The following is a 19,182-nucleotide window of genomic DNA, read 5'->3' as shown; positions in this document are numbered from 1 at the left end:
AAGATTATCAGCATTCATGAACACTACCGCTTTTATATAACTCTTCTTAAGTTAACGTTTAAACGCCTATTAATAACAGCCATTCCTCATGAAAATAACTAGGTTAAAATGGCATTTTTTATAGGTTACATATTGTTACATAAGAATATTTGTTGGTTATTTAATTAGCCACTATCATCCTGCTCCCTTTGCTAAATTTAAATGCATTTTCCTTTTCTGAGCTTATATGGTGAATAGTCAATCAATTCTTATTGTCGACGACAGTGTAATTATTCAACAAACAACTAAATTAATCCTGTTGAAAGCGAAGTTCGAAGCACAACGAATTTATTTTGCATCCAATGCACAAGATGCAATAAAACTTTGCCAACGCAATGTATTCGATATCATTTTTATTGATTTTAATTTAGGCATTGGTAGTACTGGCCTTCAATTACTTGAACGCATTCATCACAATCAATTGATTACTCATCATCCATTAATTTTTATTGTTACAGCAGATGATTCAGAATCTATTTTGATGGGTTTTTCTGAATACCAACCTACTGACTATTTAATTAAGCCATTTCGCTTAGAAACACTAACAACTCGCATAAATGTACATTTTAATAAGCATAAATTTGAAGATAGTGTATTTAATACTTACCAATCAAAAGGTTGGCTAGGTGTGCAAGAGTTTATTGAAAACTACTCTTCTTGTGATAAATATTGGTCGAGTGTAACAACCTTAGCTAAACGATTATTGCTTAATAAGGTAATGGAAAGTTATGGCGATATCGAAGTCATGCTAAATAGTTTACTTCAACAAAATGACTATGTGCCTGCTAAATTATTATTAGCGCAATTATGGTTAGAGCAAGATAAGTTTGACAAGCTAACTCCATTACTCTCGTCAATCAATTCATCTAGCCCGCAACAGCACCTTACGTTATTAGATCTTAAAGCTCGCTCTGCATTAAAACAAAACCGTATAAGCATAGGCTATGAGTTTTGGTTAGCAGCGCATAAAGTAAGTCGTAATAATCTTTATCGCTTATTCGGTCTAATTTGGATTGAGTTTTGCTTACAACACGATACTGAGATCGAGCGTCATATTAGAGAAGCTTGTTTTTCATTGCGTTTTTCTATTTGGGATAAACCGCAGTACTACGCATTTCTCGTTTGGATACAGTTACAGCAGCATAATAAAAAAAATAAATCGGTCGAGAAATTATGGGGTTCTATTAATCAACAGCAAAAGCTCACTAAACATGAACGTGCTTATGTGTACTTATTAAAGGCTTATCAAGCAACTGAAAACAATTCCACTTTGATTGCGTATCGTGAATTTATGAATGCTTTAAATTACACAGAACACCATGAAAACAATGTGTTACCTAGCGAATTTCTTATTGTTGCACTTAGTATTGCAATTAAGCTTTCAATGCATAGTTACATCATGAAGTTTGTGCAGAAATTAACCGAGATTTTAAATTTACAGCCGAATGACCCACATAACGTCATAAAAAAAATGTGGCTAAAAGCACAGACAGCCAAAATTAATGAGAATAAATGTGCAGAATATAATTACGCCTTACAGTTAGTGAAGCAAAAACAGTTTGCGACTGCTGGTAAATTACTGATCACATTATGGCCACTCTACCGTTTTGATATCACTTTAGCGCGTTGCATCGTGGAGCTATTTGCTCGTGGATACCTCAATTTATATGACGCTGAAAAAAATACCATCATAGAAGCTCGATGGGTTTTTGAATCACAAGATATTAAACCTGAATGGTACAAGACCTTAAAAAATAAACACACAGCACTTAACAAGCCTCTGTCATTTTATTAAACGTTGATGAGTATCTAATAATGCGTCACCTAACCTTACTGATAAGTATATTTATCAGCTCATTAACTTGGGCTAATACTCACGAAGACACACAAAAACCAGTATTAAAAGCAGGTTACCTTTCACTCGATTGGTCACCACTCTCATCGATCAATAATAAGAACGAAGTTGTTGGTCTATTACCTGATTTTATGAAAATTATTGCTCGTAATTTAGGGTATAGCGTCGAGAATATTGTTTACGATACTCCAGAAAAGCTACTAAGGTCATTAGCAGACAATGAACTTGATATTGCGATGGGTGTGAGTAAAAGTATAGAAAGAGAAAAGACATTTGCATTTAGCAAAGCTTTACTGGCTTTTCCATACGCTATGATTAGCTACTCTTCATCAAATATCCTTTTGAATTATGATAATAAAATAATAACAATTGAAGAAAACAGTGCCGTTAATAGATTCATTCCTCAGCTTGGAAAGAGTATTAACGTACTTAGAATGCCAAATTCAAAAATGGCTCTTAATGCTGTAAAAACAGGTGCGGCAGATGCCTATATCGGTAATTCAATCATTTTAGATAAGCTACTTAGTAACAATAATGCTTCGGTGCCACTCGAAGTAACAACTATTGAACAAATGCCATTAGAGCAAATACATATTGCTAGTGCTAAAGGAAATAGCGCACTAATCAAACAACTTGATGTTGCTATTAGTGCATTATCAAAAACTGAAACAAATTGGCTTTACGAAAAATGGCTGACAAATGATCAGATCGCCCTTCTAGAAAATCCAACGAGCGCTAAACTCACATTCAATGAAAAAACCGTTTTGAAATCTTTAACCACGCTAAAAATTGGATATCAATTTGATAATCATTGCCCAAAAGAAGATGACGTTCTTTATCTACAGGTTGAAGGTATTGCCAAAAGAATAAAAGATAGCTTAGGGGTTAATTATCAATTCATTCATATTAATAACTATAGCCAAGCGAAGGAAATGTTGGCTCAAGGGGAAATAGATATTGTTGGTGCAGTTGCATCTTCTCCAATACGTAAAAAAGAACTTCTTTTCAGTATGCCTTACAGTCAGGAAGGTTGGGTAATTGTAAATAAAATTTCAAAACAAAATAGTCATAGAATTACGCATAAGAACAGTATTGGCGTGCTTGAATCCGCGTTTGTCAAAAGTCTTACCAATAATCTTTATCCGAGAAATAAAACCATTAGTTTTTCATCTAACAATGAAATGCTAAGCGCACTAATGAATGATCAACTTGATTACGCTGTTATATCACTCAGTCAAGCACATCTGTTATTACAAAATGCATTTCTTGGTCAATTAAAAGTTGTACCAAGTAAGTTAGATAACCACCAGCGCTCGATTAAGTTCGCGGTAAATCATGATAACTTCCCATTAAGAAATATCATCAATAAAGTGATTTTAACTTTACCACAAGAGAATCTATACAATAATCTCAGAGAGTGGCAATCCATTACTATAAAATCAGATGTTAATTACAACCAAATGATTGGCTGGGCTTTAACAGTAGCCATTGTCATTACCAGTATTATCGCTGTGATTATTTATTGGAACCGTCGTTTAAGACGAGAGATCACTCAACGTAAAAATGCGGAACAAAAACTCACTTACTTAACCAATAATTTTGATGGTATTTTAATTCAACACCTACAAAAGAGTGCAAATCCATTTGATATTGAATTTCTATTTATTAGCGAAAAAATAAACCAATTCATTGATTATAATGCATCTAAGCTATATGAAGAGCCTGCCTTATTAATTAATATCTTGCAGCAGCGTGAAGACTTTAAAACGCTATATTTAGCCATGAAACAAGCCGTTTCTGTTGGCTATTGGAGCACAAACTTACAAATTCATAGCCATACATTTAAACCTCGTTGGATAGAACTGCGTTGCCAAATATCAGAAGTTGAAAATGGATGGCAGTGGAATACTATCATTTTAGATATTACACAAACAAAAGAACAACAAGTGGCGTTAATGAAGGCTAATGAACAATCATTAGCGGCCACTGAATCCAAATCACGTTTCTTAGCAATGATGAGTCATGAAATCCGTACACCAATCAGTGGTATTTTGAGTCTATTAGAATTAATGGAACCATATGCAAAAGCAACTGAACTACGCCAAATTCATCATAACTTATCGCAATCTGGACGTAATTTATTAAACATTGTTAATGATGTATTGGACTTTTCTAAAATTGAAGCTGGTAAGCTTAGTATTAACCCGAGTAAACATAGTATTTCAGATATTATTCACGAGTTAGTACAACCCCACTCTATCCATGCTCAACAAAAAGAAATCACATTAACGTTATGGCTCGATCCTGCTATTGCACATTATTTATGTTTTGATGAAGTGCGTTTAACACAAATCCTTAACAACCTCATTAATAACGCAATTAAATTTACTGTAAAAGGCAATATCCATCTTGCCATTGATATGATCCAAGAATCAGCCTCACACCAAACGCTCACATTTTCAATCACAGATACGGGTATTGGCATAAAACAAGAAGATCTGGTGCGTTTATTTCAGCCTTTTGTACAGGTTGAACAAAGTAGTAATCGTCGTTTTAGTGGTACTGGGCTTGGTCTATCCATTTGTTATCAGTTAGCCCAACTAATGAAAGGGGAAATTGTAGCTAAAAGCGATATAAACATTGGTACAACGTTCAGCGTTACCATTCCTTTTCCAATTATAGAAAAGAAGATGATTACACCACTATACAAACATTGTGGTTTGATTGGTGGAATTTACGACCAATATTTAGACCAATATTTAGACGCATGGCAGTGTTCTTCTTGTCAAATTATGGAATCAAATAAAGCGAAGTTACTTACAATTATACTCACGAAAAAAATCAATACGATTATCGTAAGAGATAGTTGGCTTATTGAACACGGTATAAATGAAGAATGGTTTATAACAAACTTACCGTCAATTAACGTCATTACTATCATTTCACCGGATCATTTTTTAACTCAAAATACGAATGATAGTTATAGCGTTTCTCTTAGTCCATTACTGCCGGACGTGCTTTATCGGTTGTTAGCAAAACAAACGAATCGAAACTCAACATTTCCTGAATTAAATCTTAAGGAAAAATCTACGCTTACTTACGAGCAAGCTATTGCACAAGGACGCTACATTCTGGTTGCAGAAGATCACCCTATAAACCAGCAGATCCTAAAACAACAACTAGAACTACTTAATTATGCCGTTGATATTGTAGATAACGGTCAAAAAGCATTAGATGCATTAAGCAATAATTCATATGATCTGCTACTAACAGACTGCCATATGCCAGAGCTTGATGGATTTGAACTGGTTAAAGCCATTCGTAAAAAAGAACAGATAATAAATGCAAAGCCTCTTCCTATATTGGCATTAACTGCAGATGCACTATCTAACGAAGAGTTTTTTAAAGAAATTGGATTTAATGCCTACTTAATTAAACCTATCACATTAGATGAATTAAACGCAGTGCTAAGCCAATGGCTACCAAGCATCAATAGTGACAATGTCACGTTAAAAGATGTTCATATAGTGACAGATAATCTTGATAATAAAAACACGATGGATTTGATCGATATTAACGAGCTTATTGATATTTTTGGTGATCGTGAAACAACTTATATACTCCTTGAACAATATCTCACATCTTGTTCTCAAGATCAGTATGAATTGAGCGCTGCGATTAACGCAAAAAACATTGAATTAGTCAGTTTAATTATTCACAGAATTAAAGGTGCTGCACGCGTAATGACATTCCATCAGCTTGATGCCTTTTGTATCGATGTTGAAAAAGACATTCAACAGCATAATATCGATACCCTGCAACACCACTATGCATCTTTAACCGTTTTAATTAAGCAATTAAATCAACAGTTCACAAACCTAAAGGCTCACTAACATGCGTATACTCTTGATTGAAGATCATAATTTTCAACGTCAAGTGCTAACCACACAGTTAGCTCGTATCATCGATCCTGTTAATGATGAAATTCATTGCGCTGTAAATGGTGCTGATGCATTAAACATCATGCAGCAATACCAGCCTCAGTTATTATTGTGTGATTTAAATATGCCAGAAATGGATGGCATTAGCTTTCTTGGTCATATAGCCAAGCAACAATTTAAAGGCGCTATCATTATTACAAGCGCATTAAAGCAAGATATCTTATCTAGCGTTGAAAAAATGTGTATTAACTATAAGCTCAATTTATTAGGTACACTCCCCAAACCCACTTGTTTAAAGCAAATAAGTGCACTAATCGAAACAGCCAAGCAAACTAATGCATTGCCTGATCTCATTCCATCATCAGATATTAAATTAGATGCTGCGTTTATCGATCAAGCTTTTGAACAACATTGGTTTGTTCCTCACTTTCAACCGATTGTCTCACTTGAAACCGGTGACTGGATTGCATGTGAAGCACTCATTAGGTTAGTTCATCCTGAATATGGTACGGTGCCTGCTTATCAGTTTATTGATCAAATCATGGCGCATAATAAAGAAAAGCAATTGGCTCTTTTCATTATTAATTACGTTATTTGCTATCGTTCATATTTTCATAATCGGAAAATTGCGATTAATATTTCATCTAAGACATTGGTTGATCCACATTTCATCAACTGCGTATTGAAACTAAAAGAACAATATTACGATTTAAATCAATGGCTTTATTTTGAACTCACAGAATCTGATGTGTTTGAGTCAGTAGGGCAAGCGATAGAATCGGCGTCACGTTTAAGTATGCATGATTTTGTTTTATCTATAGATGACTTTGGAACAGGCTATTCTTCACTTAAGCAGTTAGAAACATTAACGTTCAATTCACTTAAACTGGATCTTGGATTTATTCAAGCATTACCAACAAGCATTACTGCAGAAGCAATTGTGGAATCATGCTTATTACTGACTAAACGTTTAAACTTAGTCACGGTAGCTGAAGGTGTTGAAAGCCTTGCTTTATGGAAGCGATTACAGGACATGCATTGCCAACAAGCACAAGGATATTTTATCTCTCCACCAATGCCTTACAGCAGTATTGATACTTGGTTTCAGCAATGGCAACAAAAAGCGCCTCACTTGCTATAACTCCCGCCGCAGAAATAAGAAGTTAGTGTTGCTATTATTAGAAACACTAACTCTTTATCGCTCAATTACAGATTACAACTTTGCAATTTCAGCTTTTCGTGTTTTAGATGTCACACAAAAATTACCACGACGTGTTCGGCACTTAGAACAACGCTCACATTCAACATCGCTAAGATCACCCTCTTTCCAACGTTTGATCAGTTGTGGCTCCGTCAGTAGCGGACGTGAAAACGCAAACAATTCAATATTGGTATTATCAGCAAGAGCTTCAATTGCACAGTAATTACTTAGGCCACCAACTGTCATTACTGGTACATTAACTTCTTCACTTACCACACGGCCATATTCGCTAAAGTAACCTTCAGCTTGAATCTCATAACCATCATGTACTTCACCAACCATAGTATCGGCTTTACCATGAATATTGCCTGAGATAATAATGGCATCAACACCAATCTCTTCCAGTTTTTTACAAATAACACGCGTTTCTCCAAAAGTTAATCCACCTTCAAAAAACTCTGTTGCGGTTAATTTCACTAAAATCGGAAAATCGTTACCTACTAACTTTCTGATCGCATCGTAAATTTCAATTAAGAAACGCATACGATTTTCAAGGCTGCCGCCGTACTGATCTTCACGTTGATTGTAGTAAGGGCTTAAAAACTGATTAATTAAATAAGTGTGCGCCGCATGAATTTCTACACCGTCAAAACCTGATTGTTGAGCACGCAAGCTTGCTTGTGCAAATGCATCAACGATGTAATCAATTTCTTCTTGTGTCATTGGTTTACCCAATGTTTGGGTACTTTTTTCACACACTGCACTTGGCGCAAAAATAACACGTTCGCCAAGATTATACGTTGTTTTCGTACCACCATAGGCTAACTGCATGACAATTTTTGAATCATACTGATGTACAAGCTCTGTTAGCTTTTTGTATTCTTCAATAAAAGAATCGTTATACATCCCCATCATGCCCGCATTCGGCTTTTCTTCTTCTACAATATTGGCATAACCCGTGACAATTAAGCCAACCTCACCTTTGGCAAGCTCTTCATAGATAGCATAAAGCTTATCTGTCATATGCCCTTCTTCTGTCGCCATATTTTCCCACGTTGCACTGCGTACAAAGCGGTTTTTTAACGTCATCGAACTAATGTGAGTTGCAGAAAACAAATTACTCAAGGTGAAGCCTCTTACATCTTTTTATGATTTATCATCAGATTGAAGAACAAGAAAGAACAGCTATACGCATAGGGAACTATTCTTTGTTTAATATCTGTCAACTTTGAACAGATAAAGAGGATATTACTGATAAAGACAGGTGAAAACTTTAATCTGGATTAAGTTAAAGGCAGTTCTGTAGCACGTAAAAGTAATTATTTGGCTTAAAAACGCAATACCCACTTATTTTCAGAACATGCAAGACAAAGCACCATCACTATTTTGAAAGTATCATAGTATTGTGGTCTGATCGTTAATTACACAGATCTGGATTCAGTGATGTTCCTTGGATATTTGTAACCCATTGTTGTAACTGCTGCTCTGTAAATAACGGTGTATTAAATGTACGAATATAACGCATCATTGCGCTTACCGATTTCACTACATTATCAGGCATCTCGGTTTTAAAAACACAATCACCGACAAAAACAATAGTAGAATGGCATACTGCTTCATCAACACCCAGTAAATGTTGAAGTGTCTTAATATGTTTTTCATTTTGGTGTAATGGGTTTTTAAATACTGATGAACGATTAACCAATGCTTGATGCCACATCGGCTGATATGTCCCGCCAAAAACCCACCCTTTTATATTTATTGTTTCCACCACAAAAATGCCATATTGAGAAACAACAAGGTAATCAATTTGAGTTGTCCCATTTTCAGTGGGTAAGGTTACATTAGTTAATACTTTGTAATGCTTTGCCGACAAAATTTTCAGACGGTAATGAACAATTAATTCACCCGCACGGCCCTTAAACCACGGCGATTTTATAACAAACAGAATAAAAACAACTGGAATAATCCAAAATAAAGGCTGTAGAGCATTAAATATTATTGTCGTCATATCCATGAATTAGGTTATCCATTCCCAGTAAGAACGATCAAAACTCTGTTTAACATTATTTAATTTATAAAATTAACGTTTTTAGAGATAAAATACTAAGTCAAAAATATGGCAGTATATGGGCTCTTTTAAAAGCTCAAAAATGTAACGGTTTAATACACCTGAAATTATATTGCAAAACTCACATCACGTTACATATACATCTCTGTATACAAATCATGGAATACAACTATTTGAGTATTATTTATATTTTACTTCTATTACTACAAATGGAATTTAATTATACCGAAGGTTTATATAAAAACATTTGCACTACGAATGCTTAAAAGGCATGTTATTAATCTTTAATTATAATCTAGCCATGCGGAGTCATATCTGTGTTTAAGCGTTCTACTTCACTTGTTGCACTTGTTTTTTCTATTTTTAGTCTGCCTAATGCTTTTGCTGATACCACTCAACACAATACTTATCAAGCAGTTCCATCTAAAAGTGAGTTGCTTACCCAAACCGATTTTGGTAATCAAAGCTATGTGTTTCACTTTAGTAGCGGCTCACATCAACTAACACGTATCGACTTTATTGACCATATGCCTTCTAGCCAAAGTGCATGTAACAGTTGGAAATATGTTTCAGCGCTCAGTAATTATAATGTTGCTAAACAAACCTTATTGCGTGTCTCTACCAGCTTTGATCCAACCAACTGCACTTGTACTGCCTATGCTTATGCCAGCAATAATGGTGTGCAAATGTCGCAAGTTCTTGACCTGTTTCAAACTAAAAACTACGTTGATATTGCAGGTTTTAATTTATCCGCTGATGGCTTTACCTCTGCAGTAAATGCACTGTGATCAGAAGGTTAAATAGCAATATAGAGTCCAAGAAACAATTTCTATCACTAAAATAACCACTATCTTGGATTCTTTTCTCCCTCTAAATGTTTACCAGATATCTCCCTTCTAAATAAACAACTCACAAAGAAAACGATAACTAATATCATTACGTTTCAGTAATGGATCCTTATCTCTCACTAAAATATATTTATAACGATAATTATTATCATTATTATTTGGCGAAAATTTTTAAGGATAACCATTTTGAAAACGCCTATAAAAACATTGATTGCTCTTACTGTGGGTTTAACCGTCTCCAATGCCGCCTTAGCAAACACCTATCCAGTCACAGTAACAGATGTTGCAGGCAGACATGTTACCTTTGATCACCAACCTCAAAACATTGCACTTTCAACCAGTCGTATTTTTCCATTGCTAGAAATTATTTATCAAAAAGAGGCAGCAAAACACCTTGTTGCAGCAAGAGATGATATGCGAGTTTCAGCGCCTAGCATGTATGCCAGTTATATTGCGCAATACCCCTCACTAAAAAATGTTCCGACTATTGGTCTTATTAAATCAGGAGAATTTGATGTTGAACGTTTTATTAATCTAAAACCGAAGCCCGATCTTTTTATTGTTGATCTATCAAATCTTAAATTGGCTCAAGATAAAGGTTTATTGAAGAAGCTCAATGATGCTGGTATTAAAGTATTAACTGTAGATTTCCGTGAAAAGCCACTAAAAAACACCGTGAAATCAGTACAGGTTATCGCTGATGCTGTTAACCGTTCAGAACAAGGCAATGCATTCGCCAAATACTATACAAGTCACTTGAATGCGATAAAAGATACACTTGCACAACACCCAAACACACCGACTCCGCGAGTGTTTATTGAAAGAGCTGCGGGTTACAGTGATTCATGCTGCCGTACTTTTGCTAATGGTAATATGGGCGCTTACATCCCAATGCTTAAGGCTGAAAATATTGCGATAGCACCACTTGATGGTTCTGAAACTGGGCAGATGTCACCAGAGACCGTCATTACCTCACAGCCTGATGTTTATATTATGCAAACCACCGGTTGGATCACCAATGACGGTAAGGCAACGAGTGGTATTCCTCTTGGTTACTCTCCTAACCATGACGCAATTAAACAAGCGACCACCGCTTTGATGAATCGACCATGGTTACAAGCATTAACGGCGTATCAACAAAAGAATGTTTATTCGATTTATATGCCATTTTATAACTCGCCTTATAACTTAGTGGCGATTGAGTATTTTGCAAAATGGTTACACCCTTCACTTTTTTCAAAGCTACAACCAGAAAAGACATTTGAAGAGATGAACCTTAAATTCGGTGACCGTCATCTTAGTGGTCTGTTTGGGCAAAATAACTTTAAGGCAATGGACCTGTGAACAGCATTACAGTCGAATTGAGAACCCATCATATTCGTTCTCGTAATAAAAAAATCGCACTGATCAGTCTTGCCATCTTAAGTGTGTTATGTGTCATTGTTGATGTGCTTATTGGCTCACAAGGTCTCTCTTTTTCACAAGTGATACAAGCAATTTTTTCACCTAGCCAAAGCGCTATCGCTAGCCGAGTGATTGTGTGGGATATACGCATGCCAATGTCACTGATGGCCCCTTTTATTGGGGGAGCATTAGCCTTGGCGGGTGCACAAATGCAAACAACATTGCATAACCCATTGGCTGATCCTTATACCTTTGGCGTTTCAGCTGCGGCTGGGTTCGGGGCCTCTTTAGTTATCACTAATGTTGTTGCTCTACCCTTTATCCCTGCGCAATATCAAATAGCTGTAATGGCTTTCATTATGTGTTTATTAACAACGTTATTGATCGCAGGTATTTCGTCGATAAAGCGTATTTCAATTGAAGGTGTGATGTTATTTGGTGTTGCCGTTATGTTTGCTTATGACAGTTTGCTGATCATGATGCAATACATTGCCAGCGAAACCCAATTGCAAACTTTAGTCTTCTGGCAAATGGGCTCACTGGATCGCGGTAGCTGGGGAAAAATTGTTTTCTTACTGATTTTGTTACCCATTGTATTAATCATTATGATGAAAGATGCTTGGCGATTATCTTCATTAAAAATGGGACAAGAACGTGCAGAATCGATGGGAATTAACGTCAAGCGTCTACGTATGAAGACCTTAGTGCTAGTCTCAATTATTACTTCTATCTCGGTTTCATTTGTTGGCGCAGTCGGGTTTGTAGGTCTAGTTGCGCCGCACATTGCACGTATGGTTTTAGGTGAAGATCAACGCTTCTTCTTACCCGCATCATTTTTAGTTGGAGCGGTATTACTAGAGTTAGCCTCTATTGCGAGTAAAGCAATTATGCCTGGGATCATTTTGCCTCTCACAGTTGTAATGTCTATTGTTGGGATCCCTTTCTTTATCTTTCTTGTGATTAAACAAGGGGGACGCTAGCATGAGCCTTGATATCAACAATATCACAGTGACATTTGGCAAACAGTCGGTATTAAAAGACTTAACACTGCCCACTATCCACTGTGGCGAAATGGTAGCCTTGATAGGGAAAAATGGTGCAGGTAAATCGACACTCTTACGCCAAATGACAGCACTGCTTAAACAACACCCCGAACAAATTCGATACCTTAAACAACCGCTGTCGCTAAAAGATATTGGCTATTTACCGCAAGAGCATCGTATCCACGCAAACGTCACGGTACTTGAGTTATTGATCACGACAATGAACATTCACTCAACGTCTTTGATCGCGAAAAAAGAAAGTGCAGAGCAAGGGTTATTCTTATTAAAAGATATGGGGATTTTACATCTCGCTAATAAACAATGCTTTGCGCTCTCTGGCGGTGAAAGCCAAATGGTAGGGCTTGCTCAAGCGCTAATAAACGCACCTAAAGTATTACTGTTAGATGAGCCGACATCAGCACTTGATATGCAAAACCAATTGCGATTACTCAATTATGTTCGCTCCTATACTAAACGCACGGGGGCATGTGTAATTATGGTGATCCACGATCTTAACTTGGCACTTCAATATGCCGACCATATTGCGGTACTACATAACGGCAAATTATTCGACTATGGCTCGCCTAAAACTACAGTAACGAGTGAGCTTATTTCTGCGGTATTTAATGTTGATTCACATATCATTATGGTTGATCACACCCCTATTGTGGTCATGAAAACAACCCATTAAAGAATAATAGTAACAACTAAAAAGCCCGTAACAGAACGATATGCGTCTGTTACGGGCAAGTATTTGATCACTTAGGATATGGGCTAAGTACTAGTTTGTTGATACCACAATCTTCTTGCCTAATGACATCGCAAGATTATTATCATAATAAGCGGCTTCATTAATAAAGTGAGGGTACGCTTCATAATCCCCTTCCCAGAAAATCTCTGTGCCATCGAACAAGGTGAAAATAGGATCGCCAGAGCGCAGCGGTTCAAAGTCATTATCTTGAACCGATTGATGAACCATGCCAATTCGCTCACCCTGTTCATCTTCTGGAAGCTTAAGGGTTTCTTCATAACGGTAAGCGTCATAATTTGCTGGCAGTTCAGGCACTTCATTGGTGTTATTTAAATGAACGAAATCCAAAATATGTTTTGTCATCGCTTCCATCCAATCTAATACATCTTGACGTATAACCGATTGTGGTTGCGGCCCTATTTCAATGATCACACCTTGTTTAGCAATTGAGCAAAGAAATAAATGTTCATCAACAGAAGTATGATCTTCAAATACCACCACTGCTTTTGGCATTTTTAACTTTACATAAGCCCCTAATCGGCGATTAAATAGATCTGACTGTAATAAAATTAACGAAGGACCCATGTTACTGGTGGTATTATGCAAGTCGATGATAAAATCACTCTTTGCGCTTCCTTTGGGCCCAATTTGCTGATTTATTACTTTAGCGCGCGTTTGTTCATAACTCGTCCGTTCACTATTTGCGAGATCATCAATACCAAATTGACGGTTTAGATCATGATCAACATATCGCTTGTTTTCACCATATGCTTTTGGGTTTGCAAATACAGTATCAACAGAAAAGCTCTCACGTGCTAATTGCTGGGGATCAATTTGCCACTTTTTGAGTAAGTAAATACCACTAAATTCATTACCGTGAGTACCACCAACAACTGCAACTTTATTTATCTTACTCATCCTTGACCTTCCTAATATCCAAACTCTTACATCCAGTGTACTGATAATATACGTCGATACCAGTTTATTTTATCAACCAAAAAGCTATAGATTAGAATTTTATAGGTCGTGTTTGAGCCAATTTTAGGTATGAATGCAGCTCGCCATTTTTGTACTCAATGGCAGAATGGATATTAACGTGGCGATTAGCAAACACAGCGAAGCGATAAATATTTTCTGCTTTTTTAATTTCAATTTCTATCACACCATCGACGAGTTCCCAATAGCCAGTGGTGTGTAGACGATTAAATAGTGTATATTCATCAAGAGTGCCATCATCATGCAGTCTTAACTCTGTTATATACCCAGCACTACAGCTTTTTATCCACACCTGATCGACAATTTCATTGCGTTCAAAATTACGTTTGGTTTCTAGCCATAAATTCATTTGTTGTTGCTGTTCAATAGCTAATGGCGGGAGCTCGGCTAAACCGAATAAACGTACACGCTCTGTTTCACGATAAAACAATTGTAAAAGTTGAAGTGTTTTTTTCTCGAACATCCCTGCCACCCAATATTAAATAACTGCAATAAAGAATTTACAACGCTATTGATAGCAAAGATATTCGGTTACGTATCATAATGTCACTGCTTTTCAGAAACTTATGCTGTAAAGGTCACATTAATATTGATTAAAAATTCACTTTTCCCCTAAGATTTTTTGTTTTTCCTCGTTGGGTTTTCTTATCCACACGGCGTACCTGTGAGTTTTTGGTTGGGCGCGTTGCTTTACGCGCTTTTTGCGTTGTCATTACACCTTGAATAAGCGATTTTAACCGTGCTAACGCTTCGTCACGGTTCATCTCTTGAGTACGATGCTGTTGACTTTTAATAACAATGACACCATCTTTTGTGATACGGCTATCAGATAGTTTTAAAAGTCGTTCTTTGTAAAAACCAGGTAATGATGAACGATTGATATCAAACCGTAAATGGATTGCACTAGAAACTTTGTTGACGTTCTGACCACCAGCTCCTTGAGCTCGGATAGCGGTAAGTTCTATTTCCCAATCGGCAAGTTGAACTGAATTTGAAATAACTAACATGTACTTACTCTCTGCTTTTCTTACGTCAATTTTATCATAGAGAGCGTTAAATCGTTATATAGCAATAGTAAATAGTCCGTTGAACTCAACGTCGTGACAAGGTTTTGAATACTGCATCTTGAGAAGACTTAGGTATATATTTCTGTGCCGTGATCTTCTTTGCAAGTTCGCACCGCTACCCTAGTTTTTTATCATCAAGAGAATTACTCTCAAATGTCATTGTTTAGTAGGAAAGCAAATAGACATGGATCTTATTGTTCGTCTTTTATCTGATTTAGGACACGAAATTCGTCCTTGGTTAGATGATATATCAACCGCTATTGTTGCTTGTTTATTGGTTGTTTTCGGTGGAGATTTTAATCGTTTTTTACGTCGGCACTTATCTCGGTATAATTTTATTATTAGAACTATTGTGTTTATTTTCGTCAATGCCTTTGGCTACGGATTTTTAATTATAAATTTATCACCTTGGGTATATCGTGAACTTTTAAATATCCCTAACTATTTATCAATTTGTGTTATCACTGTATTTTTTATATTTATTGGCTGTTGGGCACAACGGAATAAACATGTATAAACAGCGGCCATAATAGTCGCTGTTTTGTATGAAAATTATTAGTATTGTGAGTTCATTACAACTTCTTCACCGAATACACCATTTTTGGCAATCGGTCGATTACTTGAATTAGCTGGGCGCATAATACGAATACCTTCAGCTCCTGCTTTACGAGCAGCAATAATATCGCCATCAGAGTCACCATAATACAGCTTAATATTATTTTTATTTATATATGGTGTTTTAGTAAACTCTGTTTTGCTTGAACCTGCAAATATCACCTTATGCATATTTTTAATACCAAATACATCTTTTAAGTATTGAGTAGTAATTTCACAGCTTGATGGTGTACGCCCTGTAATAAAGTAAATTTGATCGCCACGTTGTTGGTGCATAGCAATCAACTCTTTACCTATTTGTTTTGGTAGACTAAATTTTTCCCATTCACAATTCATTTTATCCCAGAACTTCTGATCATGTAGGTATGAAAATGCACTCGGTGAAAATTCTTGCTGACCACGGTAAAAACCAGGCGTGCTGAATAATACAGTGTCATCAATATCAAAGCCGACCGCCATTGGTGGTTTGCCTTTTAACTTTTCAGCAATTTGTTCTACTGAAGTCCAATGGACATCTTTTGGTTGTCCCATTTCCATTATTTGAACTGTACTGTAACCAGGATCAGTAGCAGGAACTTTAGGATCTGCGCAAGCCGTAGTAGAAAGTGTCGATAATGCAAATAAAGAGCTAACGGCTAATAATGTTACTTTTTTATTCATAAATAAGATCCCTGTTGATTAAATGCGCTCAATTTAAAGGTTAGTTAACAATAAAACTGCGCAATATGTCACAATGAATTCGATTTCAAATGAAATATAAGATTTACTTTTTAATGATTCAATTAAATAACTAATAAATAACAGTTACTCTTATTTATGTATAAACGAATAAACTGAATAATATTTAACAATTTGATTCAGGCTACATTCATGATTAATAACATCTAATTGTAAATAATAAATACGCTATCTAACGTATAGAGATAACATGAAAAAACTAATTCTTCCTCTTATGGTTACTGCACTATTAGCTGGTTGTAATGAAACAACAGCAGTAAACAATAAAGATTTTAGCCCTGAGCAAAAAGTACAAATTGAGAAAATCGCAAGCCAATATATTATTGAGCATCCTGAAGTTTTAGTAAAAGCATCAGAAACACTGCAGAAACAACAAATGGAAAAACAGGAGAAATCAGCCAAGCAAACTGTCGTAACATATGCTGATCAACTTGTTAAAAATGATAAAACACCATATGTTGGTCCTAAAGATGCAAAAGTAAACGTTATTGAGTTTTTTGATTACCAATGTATGTTCTGCTCTAAGATTTCACCTATCGTGAAACAACTTGAAGCTGCAAACCCTGATGTGAAATTCATTTTCAAAGAAACGCCAATCTTTGCCTCACGTTGGGAAGCATCAAAATATGCGGCAGATATGGGTAACTGGATTTTTGCTCATAAAGGCAGTGATGTTTACAGTAAATATCATAATGCTGTCTTTGCCTCAGGTAAAGATGAAGGAAAATTAACCAAACAAGATATTAATGATATTGCAGCTAAGTTGGGAATTGATATCAGTAAATTTGATGCTAACAATAGTTTTGAAGACAACTTCCAACTATTTAGCCAATTAGGTTTTCAAGGCACACCTGCACTCATTGTTATGCCTACAGACAATGTAACCACAGACAATGTTCACATTATTAATGGCTATGATCCTCAGGGTCTAAAAGATGCCATTGCGGCAGTAAAAAGTAACGCTAAATAATTCAGTACGTTATTAAGCGAGTATCAAGCCAGTCAGGAAGACTGGCTTTTTACTATCTAAATTTTTATATACAAAATTCAAACAAAGAGTTTAGTAATACTGAAACATCTTTTGTACTTCGCGGTAATCGTGTGTTTGTGTTAACGACAACATTAGTAATATACGCGCTTTTTGAGGATTTAAGGTTCCAGATGCAACAAAACCATACTTGCTATCATCCACCTCTGCTGCCAGTGTTGTCGCACCAGTAGGTACACGAGAGCTACGGACGACCATGATTCCGTCTTTACTTGCTTTTGCGAGTTGTTCAAAAATACCTTTATAGATATTGCCATTACCAACACCGGCACTCACAATACCATCAAATTTAGCGTCTATTAGCGCTTTAACTGGTAAATCAGAAGCATTGGAATAGTTATAAACAATCCCAACTTTAGGCAAAGTGTCTACTTTCGAAATATCAAACTTAGAATCTTTGGTATTATGACGCTCAGGACTACGTTGATACACAGCATCGCCATTATGGATATAGCCTAACTCACCAAAATTAGGTGATTTAAATGTATCGACAGCTGTCGTACTGGTCTTAGTGACATCACGCGCATCCAGAATTACATCATTCATTGCCATTAAAACACCGCGACCTTTAGAATCACTATCAGCAGCGGTGATCACTGCGTTATATAAATTAACTGGTCCATCTGCACTCATGGCAGTTGATGGGCGCATTGCCCCCACTAATACTACCGGCTTATCACTCTTCACAGTTAAGTTTAAGAAATAAGCCGTTTCTTCCATGGTATCAGTACCATGTGTAATAACAATACCATCAACATCGTCTTTCGCTAAGAGTGCATTCACGCGCTTAGCTAGTGTCAGCCATACCTGATCGTTCATGTCTTGTGAACCAATGTTCGCGACTTGCTCTCCACTGATATCTGCTATTTTTGTCATTTCAGGTACTGCATTAATAAGAGCGTCAATACCGACTTGCCCTGACGTATAAGCGCTACCTGTCGTAGATTGCCCTGCACCTGCAATCGTACCACCAGTAGCTAATATTTTTATATTCGGTAACTCTGTACCTTGAGCAAAAGCGGATGATTGAAAACTTAAACCAGCAACTAGCATACCTAAACAAATTAAATTCTTTTTCATTACTACTTCTCTCGATATATATTACAAAATATTTATAAATTGAGAGTAATTATTAATGAGAGGTATTTTTGCGTAGAAAGTCACTCTTCATATAAATGACAATTCGACATTCATCACACAAAGAAATAACACGATATAATTATTAACAATAATAAGACGTTATATTTTAATTAATCACATTAAAACAACATATCATTATATTAACAGCATGCATTTAAGCACCAATAGCAGAGAAAGGATCAACTTCGAAATAACTACTCTGGCAACAGTCTGCTAATTGAGCCTCAACATAATGCTCAACCATATCAAGTGACTCTGCTTCCCAAACACATTGGAATGTTTGATTATCAACATAAATTAAAGCAAGGTGTAATTGTAAATTAGATGGTAAATTACACCCCATATACTGTGACTTAATGAAAAATTGCTCTTCATTTGTCATTTTATGTTCGCTGGTAAAGAACATCACTGACCCTTCTTAACCG

17 protein-coding genes are annotated in these 19,182 nt (G+C 36.1%); 9 read left to right on the top strand and 8 right to left on the bottom strand.

The features are described from left to right. Nucleotides 1-226: 226 nt before the first annotated feature. Genes I3259_RS14750 through I3259_RS14740 form a run of 3 tightly spaced genes read left to right on the top strand, consistent with a single transcriptional unit; the run spans nt 227 to nt 6,976 of the window. Nucleotides 227-1,834 (top strand): response regulator, encoded by a 1,608-nt coding sequence (locus I3259_RS14750; RefSeq protein WP_238030313.1) that lies wholly within the window; start codon nt 227-229, stop codon nt 1,832-1,834. A gap of 20 nt (nt 1,835-1,854) precedes the next feature. Further along, a complete protein-coding gene (locus I3259_RS14745) occupies nt 1,855-5,787 on the top strand; it encodes a transporter substrate-binding domain-containing protein (RefSeq protein ID WP_238030312.1) in 3,933 nt (1,310 codons plus the stop codon). Between the two features lies 1 nt (nt 5,788). After that, nucleotides 5,789-6,976, top strand: a complete 1,188-nt coding sequence (locus tag I3259_RS14740) for an EAL domain-containing response regulator (protein ID WP_238030311.1) — start codon at nt 5,789-5,791, stop codon at nt 6,974-6,976. Nucleotides 6,977-7,048: 72 nt separating this feature from the next. On the opposite strand, the gene I3259_RS14735 is transcribed toward I3259_RS14740, so the two are convergent. Both I3259_RS14735 and I3259_RS14730 read right to left on the bottom strand, forming a co-directional pair. Beyond that, nucleotides 7,049-8,161: an NADH:flavin oxidoreductase gene (locus I3259_RS14735; RefSeq protein WP_238030310.1), complete on the bottom strand. Its 1,113-nt coding sequence runs from the start codon at nt 8,159-8,161 to the stop codon at nt 7,049-7,051. 292 nt (nt 8,162-8,453) lie between these two features. Next, nucleotides 8,454-9,053, bottom strand: a complete 600-nt coding sequence (locus tag I3259_RS14730) for a nuclease-related domain-containing protein (RefSeq protein ID WP_238030309.1) — start codon at nt 9,051-9,053, stop codon at nt 8,454-8,456. Between the two features lie 371 nt (nt 9,054-9,424). On the opposite strand from I3259_RS14730, the gene I3259_RS14725 reads away from it, so the two are divergent. The 4 genes from I3259_RS14725 (at nt 9,425) to I3259_RS14710 (ending at nt 13,093) form a co-directional block, all read left to right on the top strand. After that, nucleotides 9,425-9,895: a hypothetical protein gene (locus I3259_RS14725; RefSeq protein ID WP_238030308.1), complete on the top strand. Its 471-nt coding sequence runs from the start codon at nt 9,425-9,427 to the stop codon at nt 9,893-9,895. Between the two features lie 246 nt (nt 9,896-10,141). Then, the gene (locus tag I3259_RS14720; protein WP_238030307.1) at nt 10,142-11,299 is read left to right on the top strand and encodes an ABC transporter substrate-binding protein; all 1,158 of its coding nucleotides are present in this window, start codon (nt 10,142-10,144) and stop codon (nt 11,297-11,299) included. Beyond that, the gene (locus tag I3259_RS14715) at nt 11,296-12,339 is read left to right on the top strand and encodes an iron ABC transporter permease (protein ID WP_238030306.1); all 1,044 of its coding nucleotides are present in this window, start codon (nt 11,296-11,298) and stop codon (nt 12,337-12,339) included. The genes I3259_RS14720 and I3259_RS14715 overlap by 4 nt, the downstream gene beginning before the upstream one ends. Before the next feature lies 1 nt (nt 12,340). Then, nucleotides 12,341-13,093, top strand: coding sequence for an ABC transporter ATP-binding protein (locus I3259_RS14710; RefSeq protein ID WP_238030305.1), 753 nt, complete (start codon nt 12,341-12,343; stop codon nt 13,091-13,093). A 90-nt stretch (nt 13,094-13,183) separates the two neighbouring features. Here I3259_RS14710 and I3259_RS14705 read toward each other — a convergent pair whose 3' ends face one another. The 3 genes from I3259_RS14705 to arfB all read right to left on the bottom strand — a co-directional run bounded on the left by I3259_RS14705 (nt 13,184) and on the right by arfB (nt 15,156). Next, nucleotides 13,184-14,071, bottom strand: coding sequence for an aspartoacylase (locus I3259_RS14705; protein WP_238030304.1), 888 nt, complete (start codon nt 14,069-14,071; stop codon nt 13,184-13,186). Between the two features lie 91 nt (nt 14,072-14,162). After that, nucleotides 14,163-14,612, bottom strand: a complete 450-nt coding sequence (locus tag I3259_RS14700; protein ID WP_238030303.1) for a hypothetical protein — start codon at nt 14,610-14,612, stop codon at nt 14,163-14,165. A gap of 130 nt (nt 14,613-14,742) precedes the next feature. Next, a complete protein-coding gene (arfB, locus tag I3259_RS14695) occupies nt 14,743-15,156 on the bottom strand; it encodes an alternative ribosome rescue aminoacyl-tRNA hydrolase ArfB (RefSeq protein WP_238030302.1) in 414 nt (137 codons plus the stop codon). 244 nt (nt 15,157-15,400) lie between these two features. Here arfB and I3259_RS14690 point away from each other — a divergent pair, with 244 nt between their 5' ends. Next, nucleotides 15,401-15,733: a DUF3392 domain-containing protein gene (locus tag I3259_RS14690; RefSeq protein WP_238030301.1), complete on the top strand. Its 333-nt coding sequence runs from the start codon at nt 15,401-15,403 to the stop codon at nt 15,731-15,733. 38 nt (nt 15,734-15,771) lie between these two features. On the opposite strand, the gene aphA is transcribed toward I3259_RS14690, so the two are convergent. After that, nucleotides 15,772-16,491 carry an acid phosphatase AphA gene (gene aphA, locus I3259_RS14685; protein ID WP_238030300.1) on the bottom strand — a complete coding sequence of 240 codons (720 nt, stop codon included), beginning with the start codon at nt 16,489-16,491 and terminating at the stop codon, nt 15,772-15,774. 268 nt (nt 16,492-16,759) lie between these two features. On the opposite strand from aphA, the gene I3259_RS14680 reads away from it, so the two are divergent. Next, nucleotides 16,760-17,539 carry a thioredoxin domain-containing protein gene (locus I3259_RS14680; protein WP_238030299.1) on the top strand — a complete coding sequence of 260 codons (780 nt, stop codon included), beginning with the start codon at nt 16,760-16,762 and terminating at the stop codon, nt 17,537-17,539. A 90-nt stretch (nt 17,540-17,629) separates the two neighbouring features. Here the strand turns inward: I3259_RS14680 and ansB are convergent, their stop codons facing one another. Both ansB and I3259_RS14670 read right to left on the bottom strand, forming a co-directional pair. Next, entirely contained in the window at nt 17,630-18,697 is a 1,068-nt protein-coding gene (gene ansB / locus I3259_RS14675) for an L-asparaginase 2 (RefSeq protein WP_238030298.1), read from the bottom strand. A 214-nt stretch (nt 18,698-18,911) separates the two neighbouring features. Next, nucleotides 18,912-19,163 carry a hypothetical protein gene (locus I3259_RS14670; protein WP_238030297.1) on the bottom strand — a complete coding sequence of 84 codons (252 nt, stop codon included), beginning with the start codon at nt 19,161-19,163 and terminating at the stop codon, nt 18,912-18,914. Nucleotides 19,164-19,182: the final 19 nt, after the last annotated feature.

Source organism: Photobacterium sp. Ph5 (genome assembly GCF_022129445.1).
Lineage (GTDB): Bacteria > Pseudomonadota > Gammaproteobacteria > Enterobacterales > Vibrionaceae > Photobacterium.
This window is presented reverse-complemented; position numbering and strand designations above follow the sequence as displayed.

Bases quoted from the DNA above. Each gene is read 5' to 3' on its own strand.
- I3259_RS14710 (WP_238030305.1), top strand. From the start codon at position 12,341: ATGAGCCTTGATATCAACAATATCACAGTGACATTTGGCAAACAGTCG.
- I3259_RS14740 (WP_238030311.1), top strand. From the start codon at position 5,789: ATGCGTATACTCTTGATTGAAGATCATAATTTTCAACGTCAAGTGCTA.
- I3259_RS14680 (WP_238030299.1), top strand. From the start codon at position 16,760: ATGAAAAAACTAATTCTTCCTCTTATGGTTACTGCACTATTAGCTGGT.
- I3259_RS14690 (WP_238030301.1), top strand. From the start codon at position 15,401: ATGGATCTTATTGTTCGTCTTTTATCTGATTTAGGACACGAAATTCGT.
- aphA (WP_238030300.1), bottom strand. From the start codon at position 16,491: ATGAATAAAAAAGTAACATTATTAGCCGTTAGCTCTTTATTTGCATTA.
- I3259_RS14705 (WP_238030304.1), bottom strand. From the start codon at position 14,071: ATGAGTAAGATAAATAAAGTTGCAGTTGTTGGTGGTACTCACGGTAAT.
- I3259_RS14670 (WP_238030297.1), bottom strand. From the start codon at position 19,163: ATGTTCTTTACCAGCGAACATAAAATGACAAATGAAGAGCAATTTTTC.
- I3259_RS14750 (WP_238030313.1), top strand. From the start codon at position 227: ATGGTGAATAGTCAATCAATTCTTATTGTCGACGACAGTGTAATTATT.
- I3259_RS14730 (WP_238030309.1), bottom strand. From the start codon at position 9,053: ATGGATATGACGACAATAATATTTAATGCTCTACAGCCTTTATTTTGG.
- I3259_RS14700 (WP_238030303.1), bottom strand. From the start codon at position 14,612: ATGTTCGAGAAAAAAACACTTCAACTTTTACAATTGTTTTATCGTGAA.
- I3259_RS14745 (WP_238030312.1), top strand. From the start codon at position 1,855: ATGCGTCACCTAACCTTACTGATAAGTATATTTATCAGCTCATTAACT.
- ansB (WP_238030298.1), bottom strand. From the start codon at position 18,697: ATGAAAAAGAATTTAATTTGTTTAGGTATGCTAGTTGCTGGTTTAAGT.
- arfB (WP_238030302.1), bottom strand. From the start codon at position 15,156: ATGTTAGTTATTTCAAATTCAGTTCAACTTGCCGATTGGGAAATAGAA.